Genomic DNA, 13540 nt, shown 5'->3' with positions numbered 1-13540 from the left:
TACGCTGCGCGAGGGCGGACAAATTTCCCGCAGGCCGGTCGCCGTCAGCACGGGCGTGACGGTTCGGGGGCGGCGCTGGCGGGGCGCGACTTCTGACTTCTGCTACTGAGTTTCGCGAATATCGAACGGTTTCCACGTCGCGGCGTACTTGCGAGCATGGCTACCCCGAATTGGGGTCGGAGTTCCCATTCGCGAAAAAAAGCGCGATTCTACCCGAGGGAATGGCGTTGTGTGGGACTTTGTGACACTTTCGCGATGGGATCGGGGGGGCCGACGTTGGGTCGAAATGCGCGCAAGCTAGTCAGCATGCGGATCTCGGGGAGAGGGAAAGCCCTTATTACAGATTATTAAAGGGTCAGATGAACGTCGGGCCCGAATGAGGCGCGGATGCGTCCCTGGGCACGGGGCGGTGCCGTGTCACAGGCGCATGCCGGGGGGGCAGGCGGCTCGGCGCGAAGCCTTGGCCGTCCGGCCCCCGGCCGCCGGACCGTGCTTACAGGCCGAGATCCGTGTAAAGCGCAGCCATGCGCGCATCGACGTCGGCGGTCATTTCGATGGGACGTCCCCATTCGCGCGACGTTTCGCCGGGCCATTTGTTGGTCGCGTCGATCCCCATCTTCGAGCCCAGTCCCGCCGTAGGCGAGGCGAAATCGAGATAGTCGATGGGCGTCTGGTCGACGAGCGTCGTGTCGCGGGTCGGATCGACGCGCGTGGTGATGGCCCAGATGACTTCCTTCCAATCGCGGATATCGACGTCCTCGTCGACCACGACGATGAACTTCGTATACATGAATTGCCGCAGGAAACTCCAGACACCGAACATCACGCGCTTGGCATGCCCCGGATAGGCCTTCTTCATCTGGACGATGGCCATTCGATAGCTACAGCCTTCCGGTGGCAGATAGAAGTCCGTGATCTCGGGGAATTGCTTCTGCAGCAGCGGCACGAAGACTTCGTTGAGCGCGACGCCGAGCACGGCCGGCTCATCGGGCGGTTTGCCCGTGTAGGTGGAGTGATAGACCGCGTTGCGGCGCAGGGTAATGCGCTCGATCGTGAACACCGGGAACCACTCTTGCTCGTTGTAGTAACCGGTGTGGTCGCCGTAGGGGCCTTCGAGCGCATGGGCGTAACCCGCTGTCGCGCCGCGCGACGGGGGCGGCGGCGCGCCGTCGGGCACGCGCGGCGGTGTCGCGGCGGGGTAAATGAAGCCCTCGAGCACGATCTCGGCGCGTGCGGGTACGCGCAGCGACTCCAACCCCGGTGTCAAACACTTGGCCAGCTCGGTGCGGCTGCCGCGTAGCAAGCCGGCAAACTGATATTCGGACAGCGTATCGGGTACGGGGGTGACGGCGCCGAGCATCGTCGCCGGATCGGCGCCCAGTGCAACGGCCATCGGAAAGGGCTTGCCGGGATTCGCCTGTGCGAACTCGCGGAAGTCGAGCGCGCCGCCCCGGTGGGCGAGCCAGCGCATGATGACCTGGTTGCGTCCGATGACCTGTTGGCGGTAGATGCCGAGATTCTGGCGTTTGCGATGTGGCCCTTTGGTAATGACCAGGCCCCATGTGATGAGCGGGGCGGCGTCGCCGGGCCAACAGGTTTGAATCGGCAGGCGAGCGAGGTCGACGTCGTCGCCCTCCCAGACGATCTCCTGACACACCGGGCTGCCGACTTCCTTGGGCGCCATGTCCCAAACGGCCTTGGCCATGCCGAGCAGCTTGCCCGCATCCTTGAGCCCGCGTGGCGGTTCGGGCTCTTTGAGCGTCGAGAGCAGGCGACCGATGTCGCGCAACGAACCGAGCGCGTTCTCGCCTTTATCAACGCCCATGCCGAGCGCCACTCGTTCAGGGGTGCCAAACAAGTTGGCCAGCACGGGCATGTCGTAACCGGTCGGCCGCGCAAACCACAGCGCCGGGCCGGCCGCTTTGAGGACGCGGTCGGCGAGCGCCGTCATCTCCAGCACCGGCGAGACCGGCACGTCTATGCGACGAAGCTGGCCGGATCGCTCCAGTTGCGCGGTGAAGTCACGAAGATCGACATATTTCATGAAACAAACCGTTACCAAAAATTTTTACGAAATTCATACGGCCGGTGAAAACGGCCGTATGAATTCCAGGAAAATTGGAGTGACACCCTTGTAAACGCGGGGGTGAGGCAGGGCATTTTACCGGTCAAGGTGTCCAGACGTCACGGCAAAACCGCTGTTACAAATTACTTTTGGTAATGATTTGTCTGAATAATAGTATTGACTGTTTATATATGGCTGCTACAATCCGCCCGTTGAATCCAAAAAGGCGGCTTTGAAGACGGGTAGGCCGACCCGCTCAAGCTTAGCGATAACTACAACATTGACGTGGATTTTCAGTCGCTGGTTTTCTCACCGAGGTCGGGAAATCAGTGTTTTAGGAAGCAGCGCGGGCAATAGCTCGTCAGCGCCAGAGACCTGAACAGGTCGGCGTGCTGCGGCGGAAGTGGCATCGTCCAAGACACACACGATGCCCCGCCTTGTTCCCTATGCCGTAAATGAGCGTTACACGCGATGCCTGGCGGGCATCACGGCTCATTTCCATACGCCCCGGGGCCACCCCGTGGTGACGGCGTAACCGGAGTACGTAGTATGAAGAAGTCTGGTTTATCACCCTGGCTACTGGCCCCGATCCGTGCGCTCGGCGCGCGAGGTGCGGCAACGGTAGCCTTGGCTCGTCGCGATTGGCGTCGCCTCGCATGGCACGGCGGTCGTGTTGGACTCTATACGTCCAGCGCGGTCGGTCTAGTTGCCGTGCTCGGCACGCTGGCGCTGTGGGCGCAACCGACGTGGCGCGCCGACCTGGCGTCGCAAGTCGGTCCGCTGCTCGAGGCAGCCACGGGGTCGGCCCATGCGGCCGATCCGGGCGGCAACGGCGGCGTGGTCGCTCAGCGGTCGCCGTCCGACGCGTCGATGATGGCGCAAGCGGCGCAGCATGTGCCGTCAGCCGCAGTGCTCGCAGCCTATATTCCGAACCAACGTGTGGCCGCCGATGCGCGCGCCACCAAGCCGCTGGACTCGCGCGAGCAAATCGCCGTCGCCGACTATCTGGCACGTCGCTATCGCGTGGCCGGTGATGTCACGGGCAACCTCGTGCGTGCGGCGTACTCGACCGGCAAGGAAGTCGGCCTCGATCCGCTGCTGCTGCTGGCTGTGATGGCCATCGAGTCGGGCTTCAACCCGTACGCCGAAAGCACCGTGGGTGCGCAGGGCCTCATGCAGGTGATGTCGAAGGTGCATCGTGACAAGCTTGAGTACTTCGGCGGTCCCGAGGCGGCACTGCATCCCATTGCCAACATCAAGGTCGGTGCGCTGATCCTGAAGGAATGCATCGCCAGCGGTGGCTCGCTCGCGGGTGGTCTGCGCCGCTATGTGGGGTCGACCAGCGCGGGCGACGGTGGATACGGTGCCAAGGTACTCGCCGAGCGCGATCGACTGCGTAGCGTTGCCATGGGACACAAGGTCTCGCCGAACGCGCCGCAAGCGCCGGTTATCGTCAGCTCGGCCAAGCCTGTGGCGAAGCCGGTCTCGGCTGGCAAGTCGGGCGAACCGACGGATTCGGCGGCGACGCCGGCGGCCTCGGTGGGCAAGGCGGCTGGCAAGTCGCTCGAAGCGGACGACAGCACCGCCGCCTGATCGGCCATTGGCGGCGTGGTGCGCCTCGGCCGGCGCATCGTTTTTCCCGTCGAGTTGTCGGCACGCGAGGGTTCTCTATAGAGAGAGCCATCCCGGCCCAAGAAAAAACCCATCGAAGTGATTCGATGGGTTTTTTTGTTTTTGCGTCCCAAACACCGGGCTGGCCGCCGACTCAGCCGGCAGCGAACACCCGTCCGATCCGGTCCATCGCTTCGTGCAACTGCTCGAGCGACGTGGCATACGACAAGCGGATGTAGCGACGCGGCTCGGAAAACCCAAAATCGAGTCCCGGCACGAGCACGACGTCGGCTTGCTGCAGCAGAGACTGCGTGAGCCGGTCGCTGTCGGCGGCGTCCGGGTGCGATACACCGGTGCAGTCCGCGTAGACGTAAAACGCGCCGTCAGGCATCACGGGAACCTGGAAGCCAAGGCGCTCCAGCGCCGGCACGATGTAGTCGCGTCGCTCACGGAAGGCATTCTTGCGCGCCTCGAAGATCGCCATCGTTTCCGGTTGGAAGCAGGCCGTCGCCGCATGTTGCGCCACGGCGGAGGGGCAGATGAACAGATTCTGCGCGAGCTTCTCGAACGTCGACACCATCGACGGCGGCACGACCAGCCAACCGAGGCGCCAGCCTGTCATGTTGAAGTACTTCGAGAAGCTGCTCACGACCAGGACATCGTCGCCAAAGGTCAGCGCCGTGGTGGGCGGGCTGTCGTAGGACAGGCCCTGGTAGATCTCGTCGACAAGCGTGAAGCCGCCGCGCGCGCGCACGGCCTTGACGATGCGGGCCAATTCCGCCGTCTCGATGGACGTGCCCGTTGGATTCGACGGCGAGGCGAGGAGCACCCCTTTCGTCGCCGCGGCCCAATGGGATTCGATGCGCTCGGCCGTCAGTTGGAAGCGCTCCGCGGGGCCCGAGGGGATCAACACGGGTTTTCCGTCGAACGTGGAGACGAAATGGCGGTTGCACGGATAGCAGGGATCCGGCATGAGCACTTCGTCGCCCACGCCGACCAGCGCGGCACACGCCAACACGAGCGCGGCCGACGCACCGGCCGTCACGACGATGCGCGACGGTTCGACCTCCACGCCGTAAAAGCTGCGGTAATAGCCGGCGATGGCCTCCCGCAGGGCGGGGATGCCCATCGCCCCCGTGTACTGGGTTCGCCCGTCGCGCATGGCCTTCACCGCTGCCTCGATCACCGCTTCGGGGGCCGTGAAGTCGGGCTCGCCGATACCCATGTGAATGACACGATGACCTGCCTTCTCGCGCAGCGCGGCCTGTTTGGCCAGCTCCATCACGTGAAACGGGGCGATGTCGTCGACACGTTGCGCCAGCTTCAGTGCGGCGGGGGCGAGGTCGGGCGTTCGATCCATGATGTCGGGGGGGAGACAGGAAGGAGAGGGTGACGGACTTGCGGGGCGGGCCCAATGGGGCGATTGCCCCGTTCGGCGTGCGGGCGGCGCGGGAGGAATCGTCAGGCCAGCCGGCCTGCGATACCTTGCGCAGCCCTCGCACAGGATTATGCGCTTTTGCCGCGGCCGCCATTGCGATTCGCGGCGACTTCGTCTGGCCGCACTTCCGCGGAAAACTTGTCGAGAACGCCATTCACGTAGCGGAAGCCTTCGACGCCGCCAAAGGTCTTGGCGAGTTCGACCGCCTCGTTGATCACCACGCGGTACGGAATGTCCAGGTGGTGAATCAGTTCGTAGGCACCGATGACCAGCACCCCATGCTCGACCGGCGACAGTTCGGCGGCCGGGCGGTCGAGGTAGGGCTGGAGTTGCTGCGACAAGGCGTCCGCCTCACGGATGCTGCCGTGCAACAGGGCATCCAGGTGAGTGCGGTCGGCCTTGTCGTAGCCGGGGGTGGTGCGCAGGTGCGCATCGATCTCACCCGCGTGGTCGCGCGAGAGCAGCCATTGATACAACCCTTGCAACGCAAATTCGCGCGCGCGGCGGCGAGCACTCTTCATTACCGATCTTCCTCTTCTTCGTCTTCGTCCAATTCGTCGTCGCCACCGAGCATGTCGATCGCTTCGAGCAGATTGGCCATTTCCACCGCCACGCGGGCAGCATCGCGGCCCTTTTCGGCGGCGCGCGCTTCGGCCTGTTCGTCGTTCTCGGTCGTGAGCACCGCATTGGCGATGGGAATGCCGAAATCGAGACCGATACGCGAAATGCCGGCACCGCTCTCGTTCGAGACCAGTTCGAAGTGATATGTCTCGCCGCGAATGACCGCGCCGAGCGCGATCAGCGCGTCGAACTGGCCGCATTCGGCCATCTTCTGCAATGCCAGCGGAATTTCCAATGCGCCGGGTACCGTCACGAGCAACACGTCGTCGCCATCGACGCCGAGGCGGTCGAGTTCGGCCACGGCAGCGGCGCGAAGTGCCGTGCAAACGGCGTCGTTGAATCGTGCTTGCACAATGCCTATGCGCAGGCCTTCACCGTCGAGTTCGGGCTGATATTGTCCGATGTCCATAATGGGCTTCCTCTAAAAAAGTACCGTCCAGGCGGTGCGGCCAACGTTGTGCCGGCATGCCCGAGACAGGCATGGCTCGGCAAGATGATGCCCCGCCACCACTGACGGGCGGGCCATCGATACAAGACTGTTCAGGCGCCCGGTGCGCCGGGCATCGGCTGGAAGCCGGTGACCTCCAGGCCGTAACCTGCCATGTTGGGGATTTTGCGCGGGCTCGAGAGCACCCGCATTTTACCGACGCCCAGCTCGCGCAGGATTTGCGCGCCAACGCCGTGCGTGCGGAAGTCCACAGGGCGGCGCTTGGCGCGCGCCGCCTGCTCGGTTTCGTCGAGCGCTTCGAACTGATTGAACAGATGCTCGGGCGTCTCCACGCAGTTCAGCAGCACGACAACCCCTTTGTCCGCCTCGGCAATCGCTTGCATCGCGCCCGCGAGGGTCCAGGAGTGGGTCGACACGCCGGTTTCGAGCAGGTCGAGCACCGAGAGCGGTTCGTGCACGCGCACGAGCGTTTCGTCGGTCGGGTTCGGAACCCCGCGCACCAGCGCGAGGTGCGGATTGCCGCTCGGCTTGTCGCGGTAAAGCGTGGCCTGGAACGGGCCCCAGGCGGTTTGCATTTCGCGCGTGGCGACCGTCTCGATCATCGATTCGGTGCGGCTGCGATAGTGGATCAGATCGACGATCGTACCGATCTTGATGTTGTGCTGCTCGGCGAACTCCAGCAACTGCGGCAGGCGTGCCATCGTGCCGTCGTCGTTCATGATTTCGCAGATGACGGCGGCGGGCGTGAGGCCGGCCATGGCCGTCAGGTCGCAACCGGCTTCGGTGTGACCGGCGCGCACCAACACGCCGCCGGGCTGCGCCATGATCGGGAACACATGGCCCGGCTGGACGATGTCCTCCGGACGCGCGTCGCGGCCAATGGCCGTCTGCACCGTGTGGGCGCGATCCGCTGCCGAGATGCCCGTGGTGACGCCTTCGGCCGCTTCGATCGACAGCGTGAACGCGGTGCCGTACTGGGTCCCGTTGCGGTAGGTCATCAGCGGCAGGTTGAGCTGCTTGCAGCGCGCCTGTGTGAGCGTGAGGCAAATCAGGCCGCGGCCGTATTTGGCCATGAAGTTGATGGCTTCAGGCGTCGCGAACTCGGCCGCCATGACCAGGTCGCCTTCGTTTTCGCGGTCTTCCTCGTCGACGAGGACAACCATGCGGCCGGCCTTCAGCTCGGCAATGATTTCTTCTGTAGTGGCCAACGGCATAGCGGACAACGCGAGGCGGAATTTGGAAAGGCTCTATTCTACGCCAAGCCGGTGCTCGTCTGCGGCCGAATCTCGCACGGCACGCCTTCCAGAATCGGCCGGGATGGACAATTCCGGCGACGTTCGATTCGAATCTCGGAAGAATCGCCTCGGCGAGGGCGCGGTGCGTCCGTCGGGGTTGCGCAACGCCCGAATAGTTAGGTATTGATCTAAGTAATTGCGGTGACTATAGTCAGGCAAATGACCAAGCATGCCATTCCGCTGGATCGAATCTTTCTGGCGTTGTCCGATCCGACGCGACGCGCGGTCGTCGAGCGCCTGACGTTGGGCTCGGCGTCGGTCAGCGAGTTGGCCCGTCCGTTTTCAATGGCATTACCGTCCTTCGCCCAGCATTTGCGTGTGCTCGAGGACAGCGGGCTGGTTGTCTCGCACAAAACCGGGCGTGTTCGCACCTACGCGCTGGCAACCGAGACCCTGGCCGGCGCGCAGGACTGGTTAGGCTTTCAGCGCGACAGGTGGGCGCGTCGTCTCGATCAACTCGATGACTATCTTTTGCAGATGAAGGAGACGTGACCATGCCTCAAGCCAGTCTTTTCTCGGTCGATCCAACGCTGGATCTGGTGCTGGAGCGTTATGTCGATGTGCCGTGCGAGCGCGTCTGGGCCGCATGGACGCAACCGGAACATCTCAAGCGATGGTTCACGCCTGCGCCCTGGCAGACCGTTGCGTGCGAGATCGACCTACGTCCGGGGGGATTGTTTCGTACGGTCATGCGTTCGCCGCAGGGGCAGCAGTTCCCGAACGTGGGGTGTTACCTCGAAGTGGTGGAAAACGCGCGGCTTGTATGGACGAATGCCGTGCTGCCGGGGTTTCGTCCGGCCCCTGCGCCGGTCGCGGAACACGGCGGCTTCCTCTTCACCGCCGCCGTGCTCATGGAAGCGCACGGCAAAGGCACGCGTTATACGGCCATTGCCATGCACGCCGACGAAGCGACCCGTGCCCAACATGAGGCCATGGGATTCCACGACGGGTGGGGCAAGGCGCTCGATCAACTGGTCGAACTGATGACGTGACGCGCCAACCCGCGCGGGCCGCGGGTCGCGGGTCGAGACATCACGCGCCGAGATACGCGCGTTTGATGTCGTCGTTCGCGAGCAGGTTCGCGGCCGAGTCGGCGAGCACGACTCGGCCGGTCTCGAGCACATAGCCGCGATCGGCCACGTTCAACGCCTTGTTCGCGTTTTGCTCCACCAGAAACACGGTGACGCCTTCCTCGCGAATCGCGCGAATGATGTCGAAGATCTGCGCGATCACGAGCGGTGCCAGGCCGAGCGTCGGTTCGTCGAGCAACAGCAGGCGCGGACGGCTCATCAGCGCCCGCCCGATGGCCAGCATCTGCTGTTCGCCGCCCGACATCGTGCCCGCGCGCTGCTTGCCGCGCTGCGCGAGCCGCGGGAACAGTTTGAAAACGTGGTCCATCCCGGCGTCGATCTGATCCTTGGAGGCGAAAAAGCCGCCCATCTTCAGGTTCTCGATGACCGTCAGACTCGGAAATACCCGGCGGCCTTCCGGTGAAATCGCCAGCCCCATGCGCATGATGTCGTGCGTGGCGCATCCGGTGATGTCGCGACCTTCGAACATGACACGTCCGCTCGATGCACGCGGCGTGCCGCACACGGTCATCATCAACGTCGTCTTGCCCGCGCCGTTACTGCCGATGAGCGTGACGATCTCGCCCTTGTTCACTTCGATCGACACGCCCGAGAGCGCTTCGACGGCCCCGTAATGGGTATGGATCTGTTCCAGCTTGAGCATTATTCCTCCCCGAGGTAGGCCTTGATGACGCGAGGGTCGCGCCGCACTTCGTCGGGCTTGCCGGTCATGATCGGCTTGCCGTGTTCCATCACGAGAATCCGGTCCGACACGCCCATGACGAGGCTCATGTCGTGCTCGATCAACAGCACCGAAATGCCAAACTCGCGACGCAGGTTGTCGACGAGTTGCTGCAACTCGACCTTCTCTTGCGGATTGAGGCCGGCGGCCGGTTCGTCGAGCATGAGCAGACGCGGCTCCGTGATCATGCAGCGTGCGATTTCGAGACGTCGCTGGTGTCCGTACGACAGCGTGCCGGCCTCGCGGTTGGCAACGGCCGTCAAGCCCAGCCGGTCGAGCCACACCTTGGCGCGCTCGAGCGCCGCGCGTTCGGCGCGACGGAACGCGCCCGTCGAGAACAGTCCTTGCAGAAAGCCGCCATGCACGCGCATGTGCTGCGCAACGAGCAGGTTCTCCACCACCGTCAACTGGCGGAACAGGCGGATGTTCTGGAACGTGCGTACGAGGCCACGTCGCGCCACCGTATGGCTCGGCAGGCCGGTGATGTTGTCGCCGTCGAGCGTGATCGAGCCGCCCGTGGGGCGATAGAAGCCGCCAACGCAATTGAAGACGGTCGTCTTGCCGGCGCCGTTCGGGCCGATGATGGCGAAGACTTCGTGCGGGCGGACGTCTAAATCGACGCCATCGACGGCCAGCAAACCGCCGAAGCGCATCTGCAGGCCGGAGAGTTTCAACAGTGCTGCACTCATTGCGGCAACTCCACGTGCGGGCGGGTGGCGGGCAACAGGCCCTGCGGACGCCACATCATCATCAGCACCATCACCAGGCCGAAAATCAGCATGCGGTATTCGGCAAAGTCGCGCGCGACTTCCGGCAGGACGGTGAGCAGAATGGCCGCGAGAATCACACCGATTTGCGAGCCCATGCCTCCGAGCACGACCACGGCGAGGATCAGCGCCGATTCGATGAACGTGAACGATTCGGGCGTGACCAGCCCCTGACGTGCGGCAAAGAATGCGCCGGCGAGCCCGGCGAACCATGCCCCCAGCGTGAACGCGGAGAGCTTGATGCGCGTGGGGTTCAGGCCGAGCGAGCGACACGCGATTTCATCTTCGCGCAACGCTTCCCACGCGCGGCCGATCGGCATGCGGATCAGGCGGCGAGTGATAAACAGCGTGAAACCCACCAGCGCAAACGCCAGCAGGTAGAGGTAGATCACCATGTGCGAGCCGTCGTACGGCAAGCCGATCAGTTCGTGGAACGTCTTCACGCCCTCCACACTCGACGTTCGCGCCATCTCGACGCCGAAGACGCTGGGCTTCGGAATACCCGACACGCCGTCCGGTCCACCGGTCAGGCTCGTCAGGTTGTTGAGCAGCAGGCGGATGATTTCCCCGAAACCGAGCGTCACGATGGCCAGGTAGTCGCCCCGCAGGCGCAGCACCGGGAAGCCGAGCAGGAAACCAAAGGTGGCGGACATGAGCGCGGCAATCGGCAGGCATTCCCAAAAGGTCAGACCGAAGTACTGGTTGAGCAGGGCATACGTATAGCCGCCCACCGCGTAGAAGCCGACGTAGCCCAGATCGAGCAGACCGGCGAACCCCACGACGATGTTCAGGCCCAGGCCGAGCACGCAGTAGATGAGGGCCAGCGTCGCCACATCCACCGCGCCGCGCGAGCCGACGAACGGCCACACGAGCCCGATGGCGAGCAGCACCCACATCGCGCTCAGTTGTTGGCGGCGTCCCAGGGTGGGCATGGCCGGCAGCGTGATGGCACGCGTCGAGCGCAGCAGCAACGGCTTGAACATCTGGAACACGAAGACGACGGCAGCGGCGATCCAGACCGGACGCCAGTGCTGCTCGATCACGACGCGGTAGCCGTCGAGCTTCAGTTGCAGGCCGAGGATGGGGGCGGTGAGCACGATCGTCACGAGCGCGGAGATGACCGCACCCTTGAGGGTGTCGCCGGCCGGTGCGCGTTGGGCGGCACCGGATTTGAGCGTGAGTGGTTGTGTCATGGTCGACCTCAGACTTTCTCGACGTCGGGCTTGCCCAGCAGGCCGGTGGGGCGGAACAGCAGCACCAGCACCAGCAGGCAGAACGCCACGATGTCCTTGTACTCGGAAGGCATGTAGCCGGAGGCGAGCGTTTCCGCCAGCCCCAGCAGTACACCGCCCAGCATGGCGCCGGGAACGCTGCCGATGCCGCCCAGCACCGCCGCCGTGAAGGCCTTGATGCCGGCGATGAAGCCGATGTACGGATTGAGCTTGCCGATGGTCAGGCCGATCAGCACGCCGCCGACGGCCGCGAGCATGGCGCCGAGCACGAAGGTGAACGAGATCACGCGGTTCGTATCGATGCCGAGCAGGTTGGCCATGCGCATGTCCTCGGCGCAGGCACGGCAGGCGCGGCCCATGCGCGAGTTGGCGATGAACAGCGTGAGCAGAATCATCAGCGCGACCGTCACGCCTACGATCAGCATGCGAGCGTAGGGAATGGTCACCGTGAAGTCGCCCATCGGGATATCGATGGCGCCGGAGATCAGCATCGGCACGGACACGTCGCGTGCTCCCTGGCCGATCTGCACGTAGTTCTGCAGGAAGATGGACATGCCGATGGCGGAGATCAGCGGTCCGAGACGCGGACCGCCGCGCAGCGGGCGATACGCCACCCGCTCGATCGCAAAGCCATACAGGCCGGTAATCAGCACCGAGACCAGCAGCGCCGCACCCAGCACGAGCGGCAACGGGTAACCCGCTGCGGTGCCGATGGCCGTCAGCGTGACGAGACCGACATAAGCGCCGATCATGTAGATCTCGCCATGGGCAAAGTTGATCATGCCGATGATGCCGTAGACCATCGTGTAGCCGATGGCAATCAACGCGTAGATCGCGCCCAGCGTCAGGCCATTGACCAGTTGCTGGGCAAACTGCGGGAAAAATTCGTTCATGCGGGAAGCCTCGCGACGAGCGGGGGCCGAGCGCGAATGCACGCCGCCCGCCGGGAACGGCGGGCGGCTGTGGGGGGATTCGCTGGCCGGTAAAGCGTCAGGGAATCAGTTGGCGGCGGTCTTGGTGGCGTCCTTGTGCCAGGTGTACACCACGAACTTGAACGACTTCAGATCGCCGGCCGCGTCATACGCCACCTTGCCGATCGGCGTGTCGAACGTGTTCGCGTGCAGGTACTTGGCCACCTTCTCCGAGTCGGTGCTCTTCGCGCCGGCAATGCTCTTGGCGATCAGTTGCACCGCCGTGTAGGCCGGCATCTGGAACGGACCGTTCGGATCGCGCTTGGCGCTCGCGAAGGCCTTCACCAGCTTGGCGTTGGCCGGGTCGGCGGTGAAGTCGGCGGGCAGCGTCACGAGCATGCCTTCCGAGGCCGGGCCGGCGATCGCCGTCACGTCCTTGTTGCCCACGCCTTCCGGACCCATGAACGTGGCCTTCACGCCTTGTTCGCGCGCCTGGCGCAGCAGCAGACCCATTTCCGGGTGATAGCCGCCGAAGTACACGAAGTCGACGCCCTGCGCCTTGAGCTTGGTGATGACGGCCGAGTAGTCGGAATCGCCCGCGTTGATGCCTTCGAACAGCACGACGGGAATCTTGGCGGCGTCGAGGTCCTTCTTCACCGACGTGGCGATACCCTGGCCGTACGACTGCTTGTCGTGCAGCACGGCCACCTTCTTCGGCTTGACCTTGTTGATGATGTACTGCGCGGCTGCCGGACCTTGCTGGTCGTCACGGCCGATCGTGCGGAAGATGAAGTGACGCTTCTTGCCTTCGGTCAGTTGCGGTGCGGTCGCCGACGGCGTAATCATCACGACGCCTTCGTTCTCGTAGATGTCCGATGCCGGGATCGTCGAGCCCGAGCACACGTGCCCGATCACGTACTTGATCTTCTGGCTGACGATCTTGTTGGCGACGGCGACGGCCTGCTTCGGCTCGCATGCGTCGTCCATCATCACGGCTTCCAGCTTGTTGCCGTTCACACCGCCCGCCGCATTGATTTCCTCGATGGCGGTCAGCGCACCGGCCTTGACCATGTCGCCATATTGGGCCACCGAGCCGCTGAACGGGCCGGCGATGGCGATCTTGACGGTCTCGGCGTTGGCGGCCGTGCCAAGGACGGCGAGTGCAGCCGCGACGAACAGGGATTTGTGACGGAACTGCATTGTGGACATCTCCTTGATTTGTATTTTTCGAACACCCGAGCATGCGGTGTGGTTGATCGACAGCTGAACCCGGTCGGTATTGATTCATTCCTGTCGCAGGCGGCAGAAACGATGCGCCATAGTAGCGTAATCCACCGTTA

13 protein-coding genes are annotated in these 13540 nt (G+C 63.9%); 3 read left to right on the top strand and 10 right to left on the bottom strand.

What is annotated here, in order from left to right:
• Nucleotides 1-493: 493 nt before the first annotated feature.
• Nucleotides 494-2044 (bottom strand): UbiD family decarboxylase, encoded by a 1551-nt coding sequence (locus PSO31014_RS15410; RefSeq protein WP_150552406.1) that lies wholly within the window; start codon nt 2042-2044, stop codon nt 494-496.
• 570 nt (nt 2045-2614) lie between these two features.
• Here PSO31014_RS15410 and PSO31014_RS15405 point away from each other — a divergent pair.
• A complete protein-coding gene (locus tag PSO31014_RS15405) occupies nt 2615-3658 on the top strand; it encodes a lytic transglycosylase domain-containing protein (protein ID WP_150552405.1) in 1044 nt (347 codons plus the stop codon).
• A gap of 172 nt (nt 3659-3830) precedes the next feature.
• On the opposite strand, the gene PSO31014_RS15400 is transcribed toward PSO31014_RS15405, so the two are convergent.
• The 4 genes from PSO31014_RS15400 to ribBA all read right to left on the bottom strand — a co-directional run bounded on the left by PSO31014_RS15400 (nt 3831) and on the right by ribBA (nt 7397).
• Nucleotides 3831-5036, bottom strand: coding sequence for a pyridoxal phosphate-dependent aminotransferase (locus PSO31014_RS15400; protein ID WP_150552404.1), 1206 nt, complete (start codon nt 5034-5036; stop codon nt 3831-3833).
• Between the two features lie 146 nt (nt 5037-5182).
• A complete protein-coding gene (gene nusB / locus PSO31014_RS15395; protein ID WP_150552403.1) occupies nt 5183-5635 on the bottom strand; it encodes a transcription antitermination factor NusB in 453 nt (150 codons plus the stop codon).
• Nucleotides 5635-6144: a 6,7-dimethyl-8-ribityllumazine synthase gene (ribH, locus tag PSO31014_RS15390; protein ID WP_150552402.1), complete on the bottom strand. Its 510-nt coding sequence runs from the start codon at nt 6142-6144 to the stop codon at nt 5635-5637. Before ribH ends, nusB begins: the two co-directional genes overlap by 1 nt.
• 131 nt (nt 6145-6275) lie before the next feature.
• Nucleotides 6276-7397 carry a bifunctional 3,4-dihydroxy-2-butanone-4-phosphate synthase/GTP cyclohydrolase II gene (gene ribBA / locus PSO31014_RS15385; RefSeq protein ID WP_150552401.1) on the bottom strand — a complete coding sequence of 374 codons (1122 nt, stop codon included), beginning with the start codon at nt 7395-7397 and terminating at the stop codon, nt 6276-6278.
• A 240-nt stretch (nt 7398-7637) separates the two neighbouring features.
• Between ribBA and PSO31014_RS15380 the strand changes: the two genes are divergently transcribed.
• Nucleotides 7638-7970: an ArsR/SmtB family transcription factor gene (locus PSO31014_RS15380; RefSeq protein WP_150552400.1), complete on the top strand. Its 333-nt coding sequence runs from the start codon at nt 7638-7640 to the stop codon at nt 7968-7970.
• Between the two features lie 2 nt (nt 7971-7972).
• Nucleotides 7973-8470 (top strand): SRPBCC family protein, encoded by a 498-nt coding sequence (locus PSO31014_RS15375; protein ID WP_150552399.1) that lies wholly within the window; start codon nt 7973-7975, stop codon nt 8468-8470.
• 40 nt (nt 8471-8510) lie between these two features.
• On the opposite strand, the gene PSO31014_RS15370 is transcribed toward PSO31014_RS15375, so the two are convergent.
• The 5 genes from PSO31014_RS15370 to PSO31014_RS15350 all read right to left on the bottom strand — a co-directional run bounded on the left by PSO31014_RS15370 (nt 8511) and on the right by PSO31014_RS15350 (nt 13400).
• Entirely contained in the window at nt 8511-9212 is a 702-nt protein-coding gene (locus PSO31014_RS15370) for an ABC transporter ATP-binding protein (RefSeq protein WP_150552398.1), read from the bottom strand.
• On the bottom strand, nt 9212-9979 hold the full coding sequence (gene livG / locus PSO31014_RS15365; protein ID WP_150552397.1) for a high-affinity branched-chain amino acid ABC transporter ATP-binding protein LivG: 768 nt from the start codon (nt 9977-9979) through the stop codon (nt 9212-9214). Before livG ends, PSO31014_RS15370 begins: the two co-directional genes overlap by 1 nt.
• Nucleotides 9976-11250, bottom strand: coding sequence for a high-affinity branched-chain amino acid ABC transporter permease LivM (locus PSO31014_RS15360; RefSeq protein ID WP_150552396.1), 1275 nt, complete (start codon nt 11248-11250; stop codon nt 9976-9978). Before PSO31014_RS15360 ends, livG begins: the two co-directional genes overlap by 4 nt.
• An 8-nt stretch (nt 11251-11258) precedes the next feature.
• Complete coding sequence (livH, locus tag PSO31014_RS15355; protein ID WP_017235291.1) at nt 11259-12182, bottom strand: high-affinity branched-chain amino acid ABC transporter permease LivH; 924 nt, start codon at nt 12180-12182, stop codon at nt 11259-11261.
• Nucleotides 12183-12287: 105 nt separating this feature from the next.
• On the bottom strand, nt 12288-13400 hold the full coding sequence (locus PSO31014_RS15350; RefSeq protein ID WP_150552395.1) for a branched-chain amino acid ABC transporter substrate-binding protein: 1113 nt from the start codon (nt 13398-13400) through the stop codon (nt 12288-12290).
• Between the last annotated feature and the right edge of the window lie 140 nt (nt 13401-13540).

The organism is Pandoraea soli (assembly GCF_902459595.1).
Classification (GTDB): domain Bacteria; phylum Pseudomonadota; class Gammaproteobacteria; order Burkholderiales; family Burkholderiaceae; genus Pandoraea; species Pandoraea cepalis.
The sequence above is the reverse complement of the archived record's forward strand: the minus strand, read 5'-3'. Positions and strand labels throughout refer to the sequence as shown.

Coding starts and splice junctions, on each gene's coding strand:
- PSO31014_RS15370 (WP_150552398.1), bottom strand. CDS start 9,212: ATGCTCAAGCTGGAACAGATCCATACCCATTACGGGGCCGTCGAAGCG.
- ribBA (WP_150552401.1), bottom strand. CDS start 7,397: ATGCCGTTGGCCACTACAGAAGAAATCATTGCCGAGCTGAAGGCCGGC.
- PSO31014_RS15350 (WP_150552395.1), bottom strand. CDS start 13,400: ATGCAGTTCCGTCACAAATCCCTGTTCGTCGCGGCTGCACTCGCCGTC.
- livH (WP_017235291.1), bottom strand. CDS start 12,182: ATGAACGAATTTTTCCCGCAGTTTGCCCAGCAACTGGTCAATGGCCTG.
- PSO31014_RS15410 (WP_150552406.1), bottom strand. CDS start 2,044: ATGAAATATGTCGATCTTCGTGACTTCACCGCGCAACTGGAGCGATCC.
- PSO31014_RS15360 (WP_150552396.1), bottom strand. CDS start 11,250: ATGACACAACCACTCACGCTCAAATCCGGTGCCGCCCAACGCGCACCG.
- PSO31014_RS15375 (WP_150552399.1), top strand. CDS start 7,973: ATGCCTCAAGCCAGTCTTTTCTCGGTCGATCCAACGCTGGATCTGGTG.
- livG (WP_150552397.1), bottom strand. CDS start 9,979: ATGAGTGCAGCACTGTTGAAACTCTCCGGCCTGCAGATGCGCTTCGGC.
- PSO31014_RS15405 (WP_150552405.1), top strand. CDS start 2,615: ATGAAGAAGTCTGGTTTATCACCCTGGCTACTGGCCCCGATCCGTGCG.
- PSO31014_RS15380 (WP_150552400.1), top strand. CDS start 7,638: ATGACCAAGCATGCCATTCCGCTGGATCGAATCTTTCTGGCGTTGTCC.
- ribH (WP_150552402.1), bottom strand. CDS start 6,144: ATGGACATCGGACAATATCAGCCCGAACTCGACGGTGAAGGCCTGCGC.
- PSO31014_RS15400 (WP_150552404.1), bottom strand. CDS start 5,036: ATGGATCGAACGCCCGACCTCGCCCCCGCCGCACTGAAGCTGGCGCAA.
- nusB (WP_150552403.1), bottom strand. CDS start 5,635: ATGAAGAGTGCTCGCCGCCGCGCGCGCGAATTTGCGTTGCAAGGGTTG.